Source organism: Mesorhizobium sp. ES1-3 (genome assembly GCF_020164795.1).
Lineage (GTDB): Bacteria > Pseudomonadota > Alphaproteobacteria > Rhizobiales > Rhizobiaceae > Mesorhizobium.
Genome location: NZ_JAIUGW010000003.1, coordinates 311,546 through 329,671, shown reverse-complemented (window position 1 = coordinate 329,671; position 18,126 = coordinate 311,546). Strand labels below are relative to the sequence as shown.

Sequence of the window (18,126 nt, the reverse complement as noted above, 5' to 3'; positions counted from 1 at the left end):
GGAAGGAAAGGGCGCCTACGCCAGCGTGCGCTCGACGATGTCGCGCAGGTCCGCCGACAGGTCTTCGGCATTGGCGATCGAAACCAGCGCTTCCCTGGCCTTGGCTTGCCGGCCCGGTTCGAGCGAACGCCAGGACCTGAGCGCGGTCGCTAGCCTTGCCGCCACTTGCGGGTTGCGCTTTTCGACCTCGAGCACAGTCTGCGTGAAGAAACGGTAGCCTTCTCCGTCGGCGCGGTGAAAGCCGGTCTGATTGGCGCTGGAGAATGTGCCGATCAGCGAGCGCACCCGGTTCGGGTTGCCCATCGAGAAACCCGGATGAGCGGTCAGGGCGCGAACGGTGTCCACCGCCTGTGGCCCCGGCACGCTGGCCTGGATCTGGAACCATTTGTCCATGACCAGCGGGTCGGACGCATATGTCTTTTCGAAAGCCGCCAGCGCTTTTTTCGCCTCCGGCGATCCGTGGTGACGATGCGCGAGCACGGCCAATGCGGCCGCGCGGTCGGTCATGTTCGTCGCGGACTGGAAATGCCCGGCCGCCAATGCCGTTCCACCGGGCAGCAGCGAGAGATAATCCAGCAGAATGTTGCGCAAGGCGCGTCGTCCCGCGCTTGCCGCGTCGGGGCTGAAGGCGGTCTGGTCGGCAAGGCTGTCGTAGAGGCGGGAAAATGCCTCGCCATTGACCGTGCTGATCGCCAGCGCAAGCGCCTGGCGAGCCGAATGGATGGCGTCCGGATCGATGTTCTTGCCGATGTCACGCGCGATGTCGGCGTCGCCGGGCAGCGCCAGAGCCAGAGCTCGATAGGCTGGCTCGAGTGTCTCGTCGCTGGCGATGCTGCCGGCAAGCTCCGTCAGCCGCGGGGCGAAGTCCGGCTGTTTGCCGCCAAGGATCTGGCGGAAGGCAGCGATCAGCGCATCGGTGAGCAGCGTGTTGAAGGCCTGCCAGCGCGAGAAGGCGTCGCTGTCATGGCGGGCGAGGAAAAACTGGTCGGCCGCCTTCTGCTCGACCGACAGCGTCACCGGCGCCGAAAAGCCGCGGTTGAGTGACACCGCCGGTCGTTCGGCAACGCCGGAAAAGCGCACCATGTGACGGCGCTTGCGAATATGGATGACGCCGTCCTCGACGCTGGCGCCCTCGACGCCGCTGTATCGAACCGGCTCGCCGCCGGCGCCGATCAGGCCGAAGGCGAGCGGGATGTGCATCAGCCGCTTGCGGCTTTCCGACGGTGTCGGCGGCACCGACTGCTCGATCTCGAGCGTGAATTCCTGTGCGGCCGGATTGTGCGTCGAACTCACGGTCAGGTTGGGTGTGCCCGCCTGATGGTACCAGAGCGCGAACTGCGAAAGATCACGGCCGGACGCCTCCTCGAACACCTTGATGAAGTCCTCGATGGTCGCGGCTTCGCCGTCGTGGCGTTCGAAATAAAGATCCATGCCGGCGCGAAAGGCCTCAGCCCCGAGAATGGTGCGGATCATACGCACCACTTCGGAGCCTTTTTCGTACACCGTAGCCGTGTAGAAATTGTTGATCTCGCGGTAGCGGCGCGGCCGCACCGGATGCGCCAGCGGCCCTTGGTCCTCGGGAAACTGATGGGCACGCAGCGTGCGCACTTCGGCGATGCGCTTGACCGCGCGAGAGCGCTGGTCGGCGGAGAATTCATGATCGCGGAAAACCGTCAGCCCTTCCTTCAGGCAAAGCTGGAACCAGTCGCGGCAAGTGATTCTGTTGCCTGTCCAATTGTGGAAGTACTCATGCGCGATGATCGCCTCGATATTGGCGAAATCGGCGTCCGTCGCCGTCTCCTGGTCGGCCAGCACGTATTTGTCGTTGAAGATGTTGAGGCCCTTGTTCTCCATCGCGCCCATGTTGAAATCCGACACGGCGACGATGTTGAAGACGTCGAGGTCGTACTCGCGGCCAAAGGCCTCCTCGTCCCATTGCATCGACCGCTTCAGCGCGTCCATCGCGTAACCGGCGAGCGCCTCCTTGCCGGGCTCGACATAGATGCCGAGCTCGACCTTGCGGCCGGACATGGTCACGAAACTGTCGGCGATCCGGCCGAGATTGCCGGCCACCAGTGCGAACAGGTAGGACGGCTTGGGGAAGGGGTCGTGCCAGCTGGCGTAGTGCCAGCCATCGGCGAGATCGCCGTTCTCGACCGGATTGCCGTTGGACAGGAGCAGCGGCGCCTCGTCGCGCCGCGCCTCGATCCGCACCGTGTAGACGGACAGGATATCGGGGCGATCAAGAAAATAGGTGATGCGGCGAAAGCCCTCCGCCTCGCACTGCGTGCAGTAGACGTTGTTCGAACGGTAAAGGCCCATCAGGGCTTCATTGCCGGCCGGCGCCAGTTCGGTTTCGATGAGCAGTTGGAAACGACGTGCGGCCGGCGGCTTGCGCAGGGTCAGTTGGTCGGGGCTCGCCAGCAGATCGGCCGGTCTCACCGTCTTGCCGTCGATCTCGACGCGTTTGAGCGTCAATCCATCGCCGTCGAGCACCAGCGGAGCCGACGTGGATATGCCCTCGCGGCGCTCGACCGTCAGTATCGCGGTGACCACTGTGGCCTGCGGCGAAAGACGGAAGTCAAGGTTGGTTTCCGGAATGAGGTAGTCGCTGGGGCGATAGTCCTCGAGTTTGAAGACCTGGCCTGTGTCAGTGCGCATTCCCTGGCTTTTCCTGTCTTTTCCGGGGACCGGACATGGTTTGACTGGTCCAAAAAATTCAAAGTCCGCGCTCTTTACACGAAACACACCCTCGACAAAACTGCGCCAGAGCCTAATTCAGGTCATCCTTTCATCGTCGCGAGGCAGTCATGACCGCCGTCACACCGAAATTCGGGATGGGCGCTTCCGTTCGGCGCGCCGACGATGTCCCGTTCTGCGATTTCGAGACCTGCAACGTCCCCTCGACGGCGGGCAGAGACGCGCGGCCAAAGTGACATCAGGGGCGGAGGCGCGGCCAGAAACCACCGGCGGCCACGGTACGCTGAGGGGCATCGTGCTGAAGATCGTCTCCGTGGCGGTTTTTGTCGGCATGCAAACCTGTATCAAGGCGGCAGGCGATGTGCCTGCCGGGCAGATCGTCTTCTTCCGTTCCTTCTTCGCCATCTTCCCAATCATTGCCTTCCTGGCATTTAAAGGACATCTGGCCACCGCATTCGCCACGAAACGTCCTTTCAACCACGTCGCGCGTGGCGTCGTCGGCGTCGGCGCCATGGGGCTTGGCTTTTTCGCGCTCACCAGGCTGCCGTTGCCGGAGGCGATCACCCTGAACTATGCACAGCCGCTGCTGGTCGTGGTGTTCTCCTCGGTGTTCCTCGGCGAGACGATCCGCGTCTATCGCTGGAGCGCCGTCGCGATCGGCCTCATTGGCGTGCTCATCATTTCCTGGCCGGAACTGACGCTGCTCAATTCGGATCAAGGGCTAGACGACCAGGAGGTCCTGGGCGTCATGGCCGCGCTGGCGGCCGCGGCAATCTCGGCTGTCGCCATGCTGCTGGTGCGCAATCTCGTGCAGACGGAGAAGACGGCCACCATCGTGCTGTGGTTCTCGTCGACCGCGAGCGTGCTCTCGCTGCTGACGCTGCCCTTCGGCTGGCAATCGCTGGCGCCGGCGCAAGCAGCACTGCTCATCATGGCCGGCTTTTGTGGCGGCCTCGGCCAGATTCTCATGACCGCGGCCTATCGCCATGCCGAAGCCTCGGTGGTGGCGCCTTTCGAATATACCTCGATGATCCTCGGTGTCGTCGTCGGCTATTTCGTTTTCGGCGACGTGACCTCGTCCGGCACGCTGGTCGGTGGTGCGATCGTGGTGGCAGCCGGCATTTTCATCATCTGGCGCGAACGGCAGCTGGGTCTGGAACGCACGAGGACCCGCAAGGCGGCCCTGCCACAGGGGTGATCACGACCGTTCCGTCCGTTCTTTCGCCAACCGCACCAACACCGCCCGTGTCTGTTCGTCGGCCGGGAAGAACGACTCGATCGCCAGTTCCGACAGCGTGACATCCAGCGGCGTGCCAAACACGGTAATGGTGCTGATGAAGGAAAGCACCGTGTCGCCATGGGCAAGCCGGAGCGGGTGCACGATGGCATTCGGCTCGACCGGCGCCGGCCGGCCGCTCTTCAGGCCGGAGGGGTAGCCGCGAAGCTCTTGCTCCAATGCGACCAGCACCGGGTCGCCGGCGGCATCGTTCTGATGCTTCAGCCGTTCGAGCAGGTGAGTGCGCCATTCCTGGAGGTTGACGATACGCGGCGCGACACCACCCGGGTGCAGGCTGAGCCGCAGCACATTGACGGGTGGCTGGAGCAATGAGGGCTCGGAAATATCGGCCAGGAATGGCCCGATTGCCGCGTTGGCCTTAACCAGGTTCCAGTGCCGGTCCACCGCCAATGCCGGAAACGGCTCATGTCCCTTGAGCACCATCTCGACCGCCTCCATCGCCGGTGCCAGCGTCGTGTCGGTGAGCGGCCGTTCGCTGAAGCTGGGCGCAAAGCCCGCGGCCAGCAGCAATTGATTGCGTTGCCGCAGCGGGATCGCAAGCTGCTCGGCCAGATGCAGCACCATGTCGCGCGAAGGTGCGGCGCGACCGCTTTCGACGAAGGAGAGATGCCGCTGCGAAATTTCCGCTTCCATGGCGAGATCGAGCTGGCTCATGCGGCGGCGCGTACGCCATTCGCGGATGAGACTGCCGGCGGAGGTTTGAGGCGTTGTCATGGGAGAATGGTTAGGCTGCGGGCCAAAGCATTTCAATTACCTGCGAAGTCATCGCTAGGAGAGCGCCCGCAGCTTCGCCTTCACCTCGAGAAAATCCCGCCATGCGAGCTTCTTGTGCGCGGGCGTCCGCAAGAGATAGGCCGGGTGCAATGTCGGCATGGCCGGAATGGCGATGCCGGACGCCGTGGTGTGGACGCGCCAGTTGCCGCGCAGGCGCAGGATACCTTCCGAGGTGTTGAGCAAGGTCTTGGCCGACGGACCGCCGAGATTGATCAGCACCTTGGGATTGACCAGCTCGATCTGACGCTCGATGAACGGCCGGCAAATCTCGGTCTCGTGCGGCGTCGGCGTGCGGTTGCCGGGTGGCCGCCAGGGAATGACATTGGCTATGTAGACCGAGCCTCGGTCGAGGCCGATCGCAGCCAGCATGCGGTCGAGCAGGCGGCCCGAGCGGCCGACGAAGGGCAGGCCTTCAATGTCCTCGTCACGGCCGGGGGCTTCACCGACCAGCATCACAGCGGCTTGCGGGTTGCCGTCGGCGAATACGAGGTTCTTGGCGGTGGCCTTGAGATTGCAGCCCTCGAAAGCGGCCATGTGCTGGCGCAGCTCGTCGAGGGACACTGCCGCGGTCGCCAACTGGCGCGCCAGCGCCGCCTGCGCCTCGTCGGGCACGGCCGAGGTCGACGGGCGCGGGGCCGGAGCATCCGGTACCGCGCGCCTATCGAGGCGCGGCGGAGCCACGGGCGACTCCGGTGCGCCGCTTTCGCGTGGCGTCGCCGTCGGCATGCGTTCCGCCGGTTTCGGCGCGGCCTCCGCGAACCGGTCGACCGGCGCATCCTCCAAAGCCTCGTCCACGCCGGCGCTGGCATAGAAGGCGAGCAGATCGGTGAAATCGACCGGATTGTTGGGAGAGGCGGCAGTCATGGCCGCACCATTGTCCGGGCGGCGTCGATTTGCAACCTCGGAAGGCGTGGCGACAGCCAATCCCAAGGCGAGGCCGCGGTTCAGCCGGTGGGTATGCGTGGATCCTGCACGAGATAGAAGGTCCATCGCGGCGTGTAGTCGGTCATCAGGAACTCGAAGCTGGCGGTCCTCATAGGATCGACCTTGCCGTTCTTGAACAGCAGCCGGTCATAGGGTTCGAACTCGCGATCGAAATCGGCGAAATTGCTCGACCAGATATTGTCGGGCGTCTTGTTGCGCTGGTCGAACGAAAGCCCGTCTCCGAACACGCTCGGCTGGTCCAGTATTTCCTGCAGCTCGAACTGGAATTCGATCCAGGCCTGGCCGCTGTTGTTGAGCACGTCAAGGCGCATATACATGATACCGTTGGCGAACTCACCCGCCTTGCCGAATGTCTGGATCGGCTTTGTGGTGCGGATGGTCAGCGTCACGGGTGTCGCCGAATTCAGCTCTTCGGTGATCACCAGCGGATCGTCCTTGGTTCCGATGCCGGAGGCTCCGGTGATGCGGAAACCGCCAAGCTCGTCGGAGAACGAGTACGCGCCTGTTGCCCAGACCTTCACTTCATCCGCGACGGCATGACCCGGCGCCAAAGCAAGAAGGGCCAAAGTAATCGCCCGGCAGGCCCGGCCGGGCGTTGATGGAAAGCGCGTCGAAGAGAAGCCGCCTGGCCCGGGAATGCGCATGGCGGGAAGTATGGCCGATAAGCAAGCCGTCGAACAATAGAAAACGCAAGCTTGGGCGTGCCACGCTGCACGGAAACGGCTTGGGTGCCGCGGAATGCGCGACTTTTTGGCCAAATCCGCATTGTCACGTATGCGCCGGTTTCCTGTCGCCAATTGATGCGCTATGCAGCGCGGGAGCCAGCAAGATACGCCAACTGCGGCAAGCCAGTGCGGAGGGGTTGATGAGCGATATCGAACGCGAGAGCATGGAATTCGACGTGGTCATCGTCGGTGCCGGTCCGGCCGGCCTTGCCGCGGCCATCCGCCTCAAGCAGGTCAATCCCGAGCTTTCCGTCGTCGTGCTGGAAAAGGGCGGCGAGGTCGGCGCCCATATCCTGTCGGGTGCCGTCGTCGATCCGATCGGCATCGACCGGCTGCTGCCCGGCTGGCGCGAGGAGGATGGTCATCCCTTCAAGACGCCGGTCACGGCGGACCATTTCCTGGTGCTCGGCCCCGCCGGCTCGTTCCGCCTGCCCAACATCCTGATGCCGCCGCTGATGAACAACCACGGCAACTACATCGTCTCGCTGGGTAACGTCTGCCGCTGGCTGGCCGGCAAGGCCGAGGCGCTTGGCGTCGAGATCTATCCAGGCTTTGCCGCGACCGGCCTGCTCTACAACGAGGCGGGCGCCGTCACCGGCGTCGTCACCGGCGACATGGGCGTCGAGAAGGACGGCACGCACGGTCCGGGCTTCGCACCGGGCATGGCGCTGATGGGCAAGTATGTGCTCATCGGCGAGGGCGCGCGCGGTTCGCTCGCCAAGCAGCTGATCGCCCAATACAAACTCTCCGATGGCCGCGAGCCGGGCAAATACGGCATCGGCCTCAAGGAACTCTGGCAGGTCAAGCCGGAGAACCATCGGCCGGGTCTGGTGCAGCATTCCTTCGGCTGGCCGCTCGACATGAAGACCGGCGGCGGATCTTTCCTCTACCACCTCGAGGACAATCAGGTGGCGGTCGGTTTCGTCGTCCACCTCAACTACAAGAACCCGTATCTATCGCCTTTCGAGGAGTTCCAGCGTTTCAAGACGCATCCCGCGATCAAGGGTACCTTCGAAGGCGCCAAGCGGTTGGGCTATGGCGCGCGCGCCATAACCGAGGGTGGCTGGCAGTCGGTGCCGAAATTGTCGTTCCCGGGCGGCGCGCTGATGGGATGCGCGGCGGGTTTCGTCAACGTGCCGCGCATCAAGGGCTCCCACAATGCGGTGCTGTCGGGGATGCTGGCGGCCGATCATGTTGCCGAGGCGATTGGCGCCGGCCGTGCCAATGACGAGCTTTCCGCCTACGAGGAAGCCTGGCGGGCGACCGACATCGGCAAGGACCTGAAGAAGGTGCGCAACGTCAAGCCGCTCTGGTCGCGCTTCGGCACCATCATCGGCGTCGGCCTCGGCGGCCTCGATATGTGGCTGAACACGCTGTTCGGCGTCTCGCCCTTCGGCACGCTGAAGCATGGCAAGGCCGATTATGCCACGCTCGAGCCTGCCGCCCAGCACAAGAAGATCGCCTATCCGAAGCCGGATGGCGTGCTCACCTTCGACCGGCTCTCCTCGGTGTTCCTGTCCAACACCAATCACGAGGAAAACGAGCCGGTGCACCTGATCGTCGGCGACATGGCTCTGCAGCAACGCTCCGAGCACGATGTCTTCGCCGGACCTTCCACGCGCTATTGCCCGGCGGGCGTCTATGAGTGGGTGGACAAGGATGGCAACGCCGCCGCCGATCCGCAAGCCAAGGACGTGCGCTTCGTCATCAACGCGCAGAATTGCGTCCACTGCAAGACCTGCGATATCAAGGACCCGAACCAGAACATCGACTGGGTGCCGCCGCAAGGCGGTGAAGGACCGGTCTACCAAGGTATGTGAGCCGAGCGCCGGCAGGCCGTCTCGACCCGGCGGAAGAAATGCCGGCCATGCGAGCGGCAGCGGATCTGTTTCTCGCCGTCGCGAAACGGGCGGCTTCGCTCAAGCCCGTTGAAGCGCCGCGCCGAGTGTGGTCTGCTTGCCCACCGACAACGGAGGCGGACATGCGCCTGACCAGCCTGACTATGCTCACCGCGGCCTGTGTACTGTTCGGCGTGTCAGCCGCATCGGCGGGCACAAAACTCGTCGTTCACGTCCGTAGCTATGACGTTGCCGGAAAGACCGGGGCCGACCTTATCGAGGCCATGGACCGGCAGGGGCCCAAGCACGGCTATATGACGCGCGCTATCGCCGAAACCGGCTACACCGTACATTGGGATCTCGACATCAGCCGCCAGGATGGGGCCTGTCATTTGCGACAGGCCAACGGCACACTCGACCTGACCTACACCTTCCCGCGGCTCTCGCCGACAAGCCAAGGTCTGCGCAAGCGCTGGGACCGTTTCATGGCCGGCGTCCGCAAGCACGAGCACACCCATGGCCGGATTGCGAAAGGCATGATGCGGGCCACCGAGACTGCGCTTGCCGGCCTGGAGCGTCCGGACAACTGGTTCTGCACGGGCACACACCTCGAGGCGAGGCGGCGCATCAACACCATCTATGCCGAATACGAAGCCAAGCAGAACGCTTTCGACGCGCGCGAGCATCGTGGCGGCGGCCATGTCGAGCACCTTGTCGACGCGCTGACCAAGCCTTGACTGGTGCGCACTGCGAGCGTTGGCTCCGTTTCGGATCAGCCGCGCGGCCTGTTTGGAACGTCGCGTGCCGCGAGCGCGCTCTCATGCTCGTCATGGGGTTGCTTGTCGCTCGTGCGGACGGAGAACTCGACCAGCACCGGCAGATGATCCGAGCCGGTATCCTCCAGCCGCGTCGAAGACAGGATGGTCAGCCCGCCCTTGCTGAACACCTGGTCGATCGGCAGGCCTGCATAGCGGCGCAGGAAGTCGGGCAGTGTCCGGTGGATCCAGGTCGGACCGGCTGAAGGCATGAGTTTCAGCCCGCCGAGAGCCGCGACCCGCCGCACCGCCGCACTCCATGGCACGGCGTTGCAATCCCCGGCCATGATCGCGGTCTCGCCGAGCGCCGCCAGTGGCTGCGCCAGTTCGCCGATTTGCCAGTATTGCTCCTTCGGCCAGGGCCAGCTCAAATGGATCGCGGCGACATCGACATCGCTCCCGCCAAAGTCGATGGTGGCGGTCGCCATCGCGCCGCGCGGCTCGCAACGCGGCGCGGTATTGGCGGCAAACGGCCGGCGCGACAGCAGCGCCACGCCGAACATGCCGTTCGGGTAGGGGCAGAGGATCCGATAGGGGTAGGCGCTGGCGATGTAGCCAAGCTCGGTCGACCACATCGCCGACACTTCGTCGAGCGTGATCACGTCCGGATTGGTGCGGCCGATCAGCGACAGCACTTTCTTCGGCGTTGGGTTGTTGAAGCGCAGGTTCATCTGCAGCAGGCTGTAGACGATCTGGTCGGCGGGCTTGGCAACCGCCGGCTGCGGCCACGGCCTGGGCAACGCGCTTGCCGTCGTGGCTAGGCAGCCGATGGCGAAGAGCAGTGCCGCGGCCGCCTGCAGCCGGTAGGAACTCGCAAGCAGGGGCAGCGCCAAAAGCGCCATCAGCACGCTGAGGTGAATGCGGAAATGCGAGAAGGAATCGAAAGCGGGGTGCAGCGCGCCGAAGAACCCGGCCAACAAAGCCGCCGACAATGCCGTCATCGCCAGGAATGCCAGCCCAGCCGTCATGTTCAAGCGCGCGCCTGTTGTCATTGAGGTCGTGTCTGCGAGGTCGTGTCCGCTGAATGCCACCTGTCGATCCGTTCGATTTGCTTATCGGCCAAATTGCGGCCTGAGCAAGACGACGAATTGCCTCGCCGAGGCTTCGCGCGACGCCTACTGGAATGCTGTCTCCGAAAAGCTCCGGAGCTTGCGTGAATGCAGCCGCTCCATCGGCATCTCGGCCAGCTTCTCCATCGCCCTGATGCCGATGGTCAGGTGCTGCGCCACCTGGCGTTTGTAGAACTCGGTCGCCATCCCAGGCAATTTCAGTTCGCCATGCAGCGGCTTGTCGGAAACGCACAGCAGCGTGCCGTAGGGGACGCGAAAGCGGAAGCCATTGGCCGCGATCGTCGCCGATTCCATATCGAGCGCGATCGCGCGCGACTGCGACAGGCGCTGCACCGGTCCGCGCTGGTCGCGCAGTTCCCAGTTGCGGTTGTCGATAGTGGCGACGGTGCCGGTGCGCATGATGCGCTTCAAATCATAGCCCGACAGGCCGGTGACCTCGGCGACCGCTTCCTGCAGCGCAACCTGGATCTCGGCCAGCGGCGGAATCGGCACCCAGACCGGCAGATCGTCGTCCAGCACGTGGTCCTCGCGCACATAGGCATGCGCCAGCACATAGTCACCCAGCGCCTGGGTGTTGCGCAGGCCGGCGCAGTGACCAAGCATCACCCAGGCATGCGGCCGAAGCACCGCGATATGGTCGGTGATGGTCTTGGCGTTGGAAGGGCCCACGCCGATATTGACCATGGTGATGCCGCCATGGTTCGGCTTCTTCAGATGATAGGCCGGCATCTGCGGCAGGCGCTGCGGCGCTACGCCCTCGCTGGGCGCGCGCTGCCCGGCCCGGGTGATAACGTTGCCAGGTTCGACAAATTCCGCGTAGCCGTCACCACCTTTTTCCATCAGGTCGCGGGCGCGGGCGACGAACTCGTCGATGTAGAACTGATAGTTGGTGAACAACACGAAGTTCTGGAAATGCTGCGGGCTGGTTGCGGTGTAATGCGTCATGCGGTGCAGTGAATAATCGATGCGCTGCGCCGTGAACGGCGCCAGCGGCCGGGGCTCGCCGAAGGCGGCCTCGAACGTACCGTTGGCGATCTGGTCGTCGGTGCCGTCGAGGTCCGGCACGTCGAACAGGTCGCGGATCGGCCGCTCGATACGTTCGGCAGCGGCGCCGTCGACATAGGTGCCTTCCAGGAAAGCAAAATGCAGCGGGATCGGCGTGGTCGATTCAGAGACCGTCACCGACACCCCGTGATTGCGCATGATCAGCCGAAGTTGCTCGGTGAGATAGGCTTCGAACAGGATCGGCTGGGTGACCGTGGTAGCGAAATGACCTGGTGTCGGCATGTGGCCATAGGCCTGGCGCGAGTCGACCTGGGTGAACGAACTCGTGGTGACGCCGATCTGAGGATAGAAGGCCCGGTAACGTTTGCTGCTGTCGCCGCCCGCGGCAAGTGCCGCAAAGGAGTCGCGCAGGAACTTGGTGTTGCGGTCGTAGAGCACCTCGAGCGCGGCAACGGCCTTTTTGGCGTTGTCGAAGCTTTGCCGGCCAAAAGGCTCGGGCATGACAACCGATTCGATGGCTTGGGGGTAGATTCGCTTTTCCATGGCTCAATATAGAGACTTGGACGGGCGGTTGGGAGGGGGCTCGCCGCCGAAGGCGCTCAAAGCGCCATTTTTTCTTTATCCGCGCTGCAGGCTGACCAGCAGCACGAACCCGACGCCGGACTTTCTGAGCCCCGGCGCCTCGATCGTCGAGCCGGCATCGGCGCGCATCATCGGCACTGCCAGGACCGGAGCGGCCAGGAGCATCAGGATAAGCGCCGCCCGCGGCAGCAGCCGGAGGATCCTGGAGAGATTGGCGGCGATGCGGTTCATGATGTCTGTGCTTTTCTTTTCGAGGTTCTCTGTTTCAGTGGCGAAGGTTGGTCGGGCAGGCGAGGCGGCACATTCTGGTGGCTTCGTCCCACGAGCGGGGGGAACGGCCCGCTTCGGCGACGAGGATGGCGAAGAACATTCCAAACAGGCTCATCAGCAGGCAGACGATGGTGAAGCGGCGAGCAAGCATTGGGTCCGTGTCTCCTTCAACACGCCGGAGAATGCGCTGACGCCTCTGAACCGGCCCTGATGCCAGCGTTCATCCGCGGTTCAAATTGATTGACGGGATATTGGCTGGCTTGCCGGCTACCCGAATGCCGATCGAGCGCCACTGCCTGCGCCTCGATAAAACGAAAACGGGGACCGCCAGGCCCCGTTTTGAGATCACAAGGGGATTGACGATCAGAGCTTGTGCCAGATCTGGCTCTTGCAGATCAGTCCGCCGAGCACGCAACCGCTCATCTTGAGCGAGGCACCCGATAATGTCGCCTTGCCGGAATAGGTCTTGTCGTTTGCCGGATCGGTGATGTTGCCGGTATATTTGTTATCGCCGGCCGCCGTGAGCGAGCCGATGGTCTTGCCGGCATATTTACCGGACTTGAGCGTGATGGAAAATGAACCGCCGCCTGAAATGGCCGCGGTGTCGCCCGCCTGCGTTTTCCAGTTGCCCTCGATCGGATCGGCCCATGCCGCGCCGCCCAGCATCAAAGTGGCCGCCAGGGCCAGGCTCACTTTTCGAAACATGTCTTCCTCCCTTTGGATGGCCGGCCGGATGCTCCGCCTCGCCGGTCTGCCGCTTACGCAAACGTAAGCTAATCCAGCTTCCGTCAAAACAAAAGCGGTGCCGCGACGGAAGACTTCGGCATTTTGAAAGCGCCTGAATTCGCCTTGTCGGCGCGGAAATGAAAACGATCGGCGCGTCGCGTTTGCTTCCCGTGGTTAGCGGAGTGTTGATTGCGGCCCCGAAAACTTTCGTCAAATTTGACGAAAACCAGCCGAATTGCTGGCTTCGTATCCTTAACGAATTTCCGCGTTTACCTCTTGTTTTAGCTTTGTTTTCCTCAAATTAAGCACGCCATTTAACGACGGATTCAAGCCTGCGCGGCATTCTCGAAAGCATCGAAAGAGCGGCCCGGACAAGACAAACGGAGGCAGCTCTCGGGAGCCAGACAGGGGACTAAAATGGCACGTTTTGAAATGCTTGAAGCAGGCTTCGGCGCCATGGGGGCAACTGCCCAGGCCGACATTCTTTTCGAACTGGGCATGATGTATGCGACCGGTCGCGATTGCGAGACCGACGTCGTTGCCGCCCACAAATGGTTCAACATCGCCGCCATCAAGGGTTCGGGCCGCGCCGCGGAGTTGCGCTCGGAACTCTCGGCGGCGATGTCGAAGGTCGAGATCGCCAAGGCCCTGCGCGAAGCTCGCGAATGGATGACCATGCACTGAGTTCCGTCAGGCGGGGACGCTCCGGCCAAGGCCGCTGAAAGACGGTCGGGCCAACAGGGATAAGGCTGCGCAGACAGCCAGGCCACAGGCCAACAATGAAAAGAATGCGGCAGGCCGGCAGGTCCAAGCCGCGCGACGGACCATGATCCCGAAGTGGATCGGGGCTTCGGCAAGATCATGGCCAACAGGAAGACAGGGAAGGTGGGTTGGGTTCACAGCGCGGGGGCGCCGGGGAAACAGCCTGACAGGCAAAAAAGCCACGACCAGCCGAAACAAGGCTGGCGTGGCTTTTTTGCGTGGATGAGGCCGCGCAGGCCCAATCGAGCGGCGTCAATGCGCCTAGACAGGCCCGATGAAGGATGAAATTGTCCCGCCTCTCTGGAAGAAGCGCGGCCGGGCGGCCGCGCGTGAGTGGAGGAGTTCTATTGTCATGAAGAAAATGAGGATTTTGAGCGCGGCCATTTTCGGCCTGATGATGAGTGGGCCGGTCGCATTCGCCGACGACATCACCGTCTCGGTGGTCGGCCCGATGACCGGACAGCTCGCGACCATCGGCGATCAGTTCAAGCAAGGCGCACAGGCCGCGGCCGATGCCATCAACGCCGCGGGCGGCGTCAACGGCTCGATGATCAAGCTCGACATTGAGGACGACCAGTGCGATCCCAAGCAAGCCGTGTCGGTCGCCAACCGCATCGTTGCCAACGGCGTCAAGTTCATCGACGGCCATGCCTGCTCGGGTTCGAGCATTCCGGCCTCGGCGGTCTATGCCGAAGCCGGCGCGCTGATGATGAGCCCGGCGTCCTCGAACCCGGTGCTGACCGATGCGGCGGCCAAGAACGGCTGGTCGACGATCATGCGCCTCTATACGCGTGACGACGCGCAGGGCGCCTTCATCGGTCCGTGGATCGCCAAGAAGTATGCCGGCAAGAATGTCGTGATCCTGCACGACAAGAGCGCCTACGGTCAGGGCGTGGCGGACGCCGTCAGGGCGACCATGAACGCTGGCGGCCTCAAGGAAGTCTACTACGATGCCATCAACCCCGGCGAGAAGGACTATTCGGCACTTGTCACCAAGCTGAAGGATCTCAAGGCCGATGTCGTCTATTTCGGTGGCTACCATCCTGAGGCCGGCCTGATCCTGCGTCAGGCGGCGGAGCAGAACCTGAAGTTCCAGCTGATCATGCCGGATTCGATCGCCTCGCCGGAGTTCTGGCAGGTTGCCGGCCCGGCCGGCGAGGGCACCATGTTCGTGTTCCCGTCGGATCCGCAGGCAAAGCCGGAAGCCAAGGCCGCCGTCGAGAAGATCAAGGCCGGCGGCTTCATCCCGGAAGGCTTCACGCTGTTCTCCTACGCCGTGGTCCAGGCTTTCGCCGAAGGCATCAAGCGTGCCGGCAGCGACGATCCGGCCAAGGTTGCCGAAGCGTTGAAGAACGGCACGCCGATCAGCACCGTTGTCGGCGACGTCACCTTCGACGAGAAGGGCGACCTCAAGAATGCCAGCTACGACATCAACCAGTGGCACAACGGCAAATACGCACCGATCGCGCAGTAACCGCTCTGGCGATCAGATAATCTAAGGAAATGGCCGGGTTCGTCCCGGCCATTTCTGTTTGCGGCTCGCGATGCGCTCCTTCTATCGGCCGGTTGCGGTGGTCGATGCGCCCTGTTCCTCGACGAACCGCACCAGCACCGTGCCGTCGTTGACCTGTGACCCTTCCCCGGCGATCTCGGCAATCACCCCGTCATGCGGGGCGGCGATGGTGTGCTCCATCTTCATCGCCTCGAGGATCAGCAGAATTTGCCCTTTGATCACAGCGTCGCCTTTCGCCACGCGCACAAGCTTGACGAGACCTGGCATCGGCGCGCGCAGGCTGCCGGAGGCGGCAGCCGCATCATCGCTCCTCGCCAGGGAATCCGGCACGGTGAAAGTATAGCCGACGGCGCCTTCGAACACCGTGATGTGGTCAGGCCAGCGGGCAAGGCGGGGAACGGCGCGAAGGTCATGCGAATTGATGCTGTCGTAAGGCGCATCGAGCGCCACCTGAAAGCGTCCGTCCGGCCGCATTGAAACCTTTGCCTGAATTGCCTCGTCGCCGAACTTCAGCCGCATGCGCCGCACCAGGGCCTGAAAATGCGCATAGCCGGCAAGCGACGACCACGGATCGTCCGACCACGGCAATGCTCCGGCACCCGAGGCCGCCAGGACGGCGGCCGAGATGATTTCGCCGGTCGGCGGCGCTATCGCCGTCAGCGCTTCCTGGTGTCTCCCGATCAAGCCGGTATCGACGTCGCCTGCTGCAAAATCCGGATCGGCCGCAAGAGTGGCGAGAAAAGCGGTGTTGACGGTGGAGCCGGCAATCTCGGTTTGCGCGAGTGCTGTGCGGAGCGCTTCCAGCGCCGCCTGTCTGTCCCCGGCATGGACGACCAGCTTCGCGATCATGGGGTCGTAATAGGGCGAGATGGCATCGCCGGCCCGCACGCCGGTCTCGATGCGCATCGCGGCGCCTTCGGGGGCGACGCCCGGAAATTTCAGGTGGTGCAGCGTGCCCGTCGCCGGCAGAAATCCCTTGGCCGCGTCCTCGGCATAGATGCGCGCCTCGAAAGCATGGCCGGAAAGCGCGATCTCGCTTTGTGACTTCGGCAGTTTTTCGCCGCTGGCGACCCGCAATTGCCACTCGACCAGATCGGTGCCGGTGACCATCTCTGTAACCGGATGCTCGACCTGCAGGCGGGTGTTCATTTCCATGAACCAGAAGCGGTCGGGCTTGAGGCCTTGCGAGGCGTCGACGATGAATTCGATGGTGCCGGCGCCGGAATAGTTGATTGCCTTGGCGGCCTTTACCGCCGCCTCCGTCATTGCCTTGCGCAAAGCCGGCGTCATGCCGGGGGCGGGGGCCTCCTCGATCACCTTCTGGTGGCGGCGTTGCGCCGAGCAGTCGCGCTCATAGAGATGCACGGCATTTCCGAAATTGTCGCCGAATACCTGCACCTCGATGTGCCGTGGCTTGTCGACATATTTCTCGACCAGGACGCGGTCGTCGCCGAAGGCGGCCTTGGCCTCGCGCCTGGCGCTGGACAGCGCCTCGGAAAAATCATCGGGATGCTCGACGTGGCGCATGCCCTTGCCGCCGCCGCCGGCACGCGCCTTGATCAGCACGGGATAGCCGATCTCGCGGGCCTTTGAGGCAAGCAGCACGATCTCCTGCGCCTCGCCATGATAGCCTGGAACCACCGGAACGCCGGCCTTCTCCATCAGCCGCTTGGCGGCGTCCTTCAGCCCCATGGCGCGGATCGAGGCCGCCGACGGGCCGATGAAAATGAGGCCCGCCGCCACCACCTGGTCGACGAAATCGGGGTTCTCCGACAGGAATCCGTAACCGGGATGAATGGCTTGCGCGCCCGTTCCCAGCGCCGCCGCGACAATCCTGTCGCCGCGCAGATAGCTCTCGCCGACAGGCGAGGGACCGATATGGACCGCCTCGTCGGCCATCTCGGCATGCAGGGATCTCGCATCGGCATCCGAATAGACGGCGACGGTGTGCACGCCAAGCTTGCGGGCGGTGCGGATGACGCGGCAAGCGATCTCGCCCCGATTGGCGATCAGGATTTTCGTGAACATGGAGCCTCCCGGATTTGCGTCGGGCGGCGCCATTCCGGCAGACGCCCGCTTATTTGGACGCGGCGATCTCGCAGGCGCCGCCCGTGGTTACCTTGTAGTGCGCGCGCGTGCCCAGGCAGGATTTCATTGCCAGTTCTTCCGCCGCCTTTTGCGATGGCGCGTTCAGGTGCCCGCCGCAGATTATGTATGATGACATGATCCGGGCATAAGGCGTGGTGGCGTAGGCCGAATGGCCGCTGGCCGCGACATAGGCCTTGTAGGTCTTGGTGCATGGATCCTTCGGGTTTCGCGGCAAATAGGGTGGGAAACGCTTGTCTCCCTCGCTTCCCGCCAGCGACCCGGCCGTGCTCGCGCCATGCGCCGCGGTTAGCAGCAATGCGGAAAGTAGTAGAGTAGACACATTCCGCGAAAATTGCAGTTTCATTTTTACCCCATCCACATTGCAAAGTGCATGATGAGCAATAGCGAATATTCTTCAGTGCCGCCAGACCTGCAGGGCAGGATCGCGATTTCGTGAGCGAATTAATGATCTGGCCTATAAAGCTCAATATTCACCAAATGTTTCAAGAATACCCCGGTATAGTTCCGCCATGGCTTCGTCGAAGCAGCAGAAAACAACGGTTTCGGGAAGCGCGTTCTGCCCGATGAAATCATTGACCTCCTCGACGGCGACTTTGGCCGCGTCCTCTTTCGGATAGCGGTATACTCCGGTCGAGATGGCCGGGAATGCCACCGAGCGGCAATCATTGGCGACTGCTAGTTCAAGCGAACGCCGGTAACAGGAGGCCAGCAATTCGGCTTCGCCCTTGCCGCCGCCCTGCCAGACGGGCCCGACAGTATGGATGATGTGTCGAGCGGGTAGTTTATAACCCTTGGTGATCTTGGCGTCGCCGACCCTGCAGCCATTCAGCATCCGGCATTCGAACTCAAGCTCGCGGCCTGCCGCGCGATGGATGGCGCCATCGACGCCACCACCACCAAGAAGCGAAGTGTTGGCGGCATTGACGATAGCGTCGACATCGAGCTTCGTGATGTCCCCGGTGTGTACTTGGATCCTGCCTTGGGCCTTCCTCATC

General features: G+C 63.2%; 17 protein-coding genes. 5 read left to right on the top strand and 12 right to left on the bottom strand.

The window, feature by feature from the left end; genetic code table 11:
• Positions 1–15: 15 nt before the first annotated feature.
• The gene (gene pepN / locus LB536_RS06910; protein ID WP_224590572.1) at positions 16–2,661 is read right to left on the bottom strand and encodes an aminopeptidase N; all 2,646 of its coding nucleotides are present in this window, start codon (positions 2,659–2,661) and stop codon (positions 16–18) included.
• A 271-nt stretch (positions 2,662–2,932) separates the two neighbouring features.
• Between pepN and LB536_RS06905 the strand changes: the two genes are divergently transcribed.
• Positions 2,933–3,898 carry a DMT family transporter gene (locus LB536_RS06905; protein WP_224590571.1) on the top strand — a complete coding sequence of 322 codons (966 nt, stop codon included), beginning with the start codon at positions 2,933–2,935 and terminating at the stop codon, positions 3,896–3,898.
• Here LB536_RS06905 and LB536_RS06900 read toward each other — a convergent pair whose 3' ends face one another.
• The 3 genes from LB536_RS06900 to LB536_RS06890 form a co-directional block, all read right to left on the bottom strand.
• Positions 3,899–4,711, bottom strand: coding sequence for a helix-turn-helix domain-containing protein (locus LB536_RS06900; protein WP_140759201.1), 813 nt, complete (start codon positions 4,709–4,711; stop codon positions 3,899–3,901).
• Between the two features lie 54 nt (positions 4,712–4,765).
• The gene (locus LB536_RS06895; protein ID WP_224590570.1) at positions 4,766–5,635 is read right to left on the bottom strand and encodes a uracil-DNA glycosylase family protein; all 870 of its coding nucleotides are present in this window, start codon (positions 5,633–5,635) and stop codon (positions 4,766–4,768) included.
• An 80-nt stretch (positions 5,636–5,715) separates the two neighbouring features.
• Positions 5,716–6,360, bottom strand: coding sequence for a hypothetical protein (locus tag LB536_RS06890; RefSeq protein ID WP_140759205.1), 645 nt, complete (start codon positions 6,358–6,360; stop codon positions 5,716–5,718).
• A 221-nt stretch (positions 6,361–6,581) separates the two neighbouring features.
• Here LB536_RS06890 and LB536_RS06885 point away from each other — a divergent pair, with 221 nt between their 5' ends.
• Both LB536_RS06885 and LB536_RS06880 read left to right on the top strand, forming a co-directional pair.
• Positions 6,582–8,261 carry an electron transfer flavoprotein-ubiquinone oxidoreductase gene (locus LB536_RS06885; RefSeq protein ID WP_224590569.1) on the top strand — a complete coding sequence of 560 codons (1,680 nt, stop codon included), beginning with the start codon at positions 6,582–6,584 and terminating at the stop codon, positions 8,259–8,261.
• 161 nt (positions 8,262–8,422) lie between these two features.
• On the top strand, positions 8,423–9,016 hold the full coding sequence (locus LB536_RS06880) for a DUF922 domain-containing protein (RefSeq protein WP_224590568.1): 594 nt from the start codon (positions 8,423–8,425) through the stop codon (positions 9,014–9,016).
• 35 nt (positions 9,017–9,051) lie between these two features.
• Here LB536_RS06880 and LB536_RS06875 read toward each other — a convergent pair whose 3' ends face one another.
• From LB536_RS06875 to LB536_RS06855, 5 genes are all read right to left on the bottom strand, one after another.
• Positions 9,052–10,062 carry an endonuclease/exonuclease/phosphatase family protein gene (locus tag LB536_RS06875; RefSeq protein WP_224590632.1) on the bottom strand — a complete coding sequence of 337 codons (1,011 nt, stop codon included), beginning with the start codon at positions 10,060–10,062 and terminating at the stop codon, positions 9,052–9,054.
• A 147-nt stretch (positions 10,063–10,209) separates the two neighbouring features.
• The gene (locus LB536_RS06870) at positions 10,210–11,670 is read right to left on the bottom strand and encodes an AMP nucleosidase (protein WP_224590567.1); all 1,461 of its coding nucleotides are present in this window, start codon (positions 11,668–11,670) and stop codon (positions 10,210–10,212) included.
• A gap of 117 nt (positions 11,671–11,787) precedes the next feature.
• Positions 11,788–11,982 carry a hypothetical protein gene (locus LB536_RS06865; protein ID WP_224590566.1) on the bottom strand — a complete coding sequence of 65 codons (195 nt, stop codon included), beginning with the start codon at positions 11,980–11,982 and terminating at the stop codon, positions 11,788–11,790.
• Between the two features lie 34 nt (positions 11,983–12,016).
• Positions 12,017–12,172 (bottom strand): hypothetical protein, encoded by a 156-nt coding sequence (locus LB536_RS06860; RefSeq protein ID WP_181178630.1) that lies wholly within the window; start codon positions 12,170–12,172, stop codon positions 12,017–12,019.
• Between the two features lie 212 nt (positions 12,173–12,384).
• On the bottom strand, positions 12,385–12,726 hold the full coding sequence (locus tag LB536_RS06855; RefSeq protein ID WP_140759217.1) for a DUF2147 domain-containing protein: 342 nt from the start codon (positions 12,724–12,726) through the stop codon (positions 12,385–12,387).
• A gap of 438 nt (positions 12,727–13,164) precedes the next feature.
• On the opposite strand from LB536_RS06855, the gene LB536_RS06850 reads away from it, so the two are divergent.
• Positions 13,165–13,431 (top strand): SEL1-like repeat protein, encoded by a 267-nt coding sequence (locus LB536_RS06850; RefSeq protein WP_224590565.1) that lies wholly within the window; start codon positions 13,165–13,167, stop codon positions 13,429–13,431.
• Between the two features lie 430 nt (positions 13,432–13,861).
• The gene (locus LB536_RS06845; RefSeq protein WP_224590564.1) at positions 13,862–14,983 is read left to right on the top strand and encodes a branched-chain amino acid ABC transporter substrate-binding protein; all 1,122 of its coding nucleotides are present in this window, start codon (positions 13,862–13,864) and stop codon (positions 14,981–14,983) included.
• Positions 14,984–15,064: 81 nt separating this feature from the next.
• Here the strand turns inward: LB536_RS06845 and LB536_RS06840 are convergent, their stop codons facing one another.
• The 3 genes from LB536_RS06840 to LB536_RS06830 form a co-directional block, all read right to left on the bottom strand.
• Positions 15,065–17,050 (bottom strand): acetyl/propionyl/methylcrotonyl-CoA carboxylase subunit alpha, encoded by a 1,986-nt coding sequence (locus LB536_RS06840; protein ID WP_224590563.1) that lies wholly within the window; start codon positions 17,048–17,050, stop codon positions 15,065–15,067.
• Positions 17,051–17,099: 49 nt separating this feature from the next.
• Positions 17,100–17,474: a hypothetical protein gene (locus LB536_RS06835; RefSeq protein WP_224590562.1), complete on the bottom strand. Its 375-nt coding sequence runs from the start codon at positions 17,472–17,474 to the stop codon at positions 17,100–17,102.
• A 120-nt stretch (positions 17,475–17,594) separates the two neighbouring features.
• Positions 17,595–18,125, bottom strand: coding sequence for an O-acetyl-ADP-ribose deacetylase (locus LB536_RS06830; protein WP_224590561.1), 531 nt, complete (start codon positions 18,123–18,125; stop codon positions 17,595–17,597).
• Position 18,126 lies beyond the last annotated feature (1 nt).

What these genes read in the sequence shown, in the direction of transcription:
- LB536_RS06875 (WP_224590632.1), bottom strand. Translation starts at nt 10,062, where the DNA reads ATGACGGCTGGGCTGGCATTCCTGGCGATGACGGCATTGTCGGCGGCT.
- LB536_RS06870 (WP_224590567.1), bottom strand. Translation starts at nt 11,670, where the DNA reads ATGCCCGAGCCTTTTGGCCGGCAAAGCTTCGACAACGCCAAAAAGGCC.
- LB536_RS06840 (WP_224590563.1), bottom strand. Translation starts at nt 17,050, where the DNA reads ATGTTCACGAAAATCCTGATCGCCAATCGGGGCGAGATCGCTTGCCGC.
- LB536_RS06830 (WP_224590561.1), bottom strand. Translation starts at nt 18,125, where the DNA reads ATGAGGAAGGCCCAAGGCAGGATCCAAGTACACACCGGGGACATCACG.
- LB536_RS06860 (WP_181178630.1), bottom strand. Translation starts at nt 12,172, where the DNA reads ATGCTTGCTCGCCGCTTCACCATCGTCTGCCTGCTGATGAGCCTGTTT.
- LB536_RS06845 (WP_224590564.1), top strand. Translation starts at nt 13,862, where the DNA reads ATGAAGAAAATGAGGATTTTGAGCGCGGCCATTTTCGGCCTGATGATG.
- LB536_RS06835 (WP_224590562.1), bottom strand. Translation starts at nt 17,474, where the DNA reads ATGAAACTGCAATTTTCGCGGAATGTGTCTACTCTACTACTTTCCGCA.
- LB536_RS06880 (WP_224590568.1), top strand. Translation starts at nt 8,423, where the DNA reads ATGCGCCTGACCAGCCTGACTATGCTCACCGCGGCCTGTGTACTGTTC.
- pepN (WP_224590572.1), bottom strand. Translation starts at nt 2,661, where the DNA reads ATGCGCACTGACACAGGCCAGGTCTTCAAACTCGAGGACTATCGCCCC.
- LB536_RS06900 (WP_140759201.1), bottom strand. Translation starts at nt 4,711, where the DNA reads ATGACAACGCCTCAAACCTCCGCCGGCAGTCTCATCCGCGAATGGCGT.
- LB536_RS06855 (WP_140759217.1), bottom strand. Translation starts at nt 12,726, where the DNA reads ATGTTTCGAAAAGTGAGCCTGGCCCTGGCGGCCACTTTGATGCTGGGC.
- LB536_RS06865 (WP_224590566.1), bottom strand. Translation starts at nt 11,982, where the DNA reads ATGAACCGCATCGCCGCCAATCTCTCCAGGATCCTCCGGCTGCTGCCG.
- LB536_RS06850 (WP_224590565.1), top strand. Translation starts at nt 13,165, where the DNA reads ATGGCACGTTTTGAAATGCTTGAAGCAGGCTTCGGCGCCATGGGGGCA.
- LB536_RS06885 (WP_224590569.1), top strand. Translation starts at nt 6,582, where the DNA reads ATGAGCGATATCGAACGCGAGAGCATGGAATTCGACGTGGTCATCGTC.
- LB536_RS06895 (WP_224590570.1), bottom strand. Translation starts at nt 5,635, where the DNA reads ATGACTGCCGCCTCTCCCAACAATCCGGTCGATTTCACCGATCTGCTC.
- LB536_RS06890 (WP_140759205.1), bottom strand. Translation starts at nt 6,360, where the DNA reads ATGCGCATTCCCGGGCCAGGCGGCTTCTCTTCGACGCGCTTTCCATCA.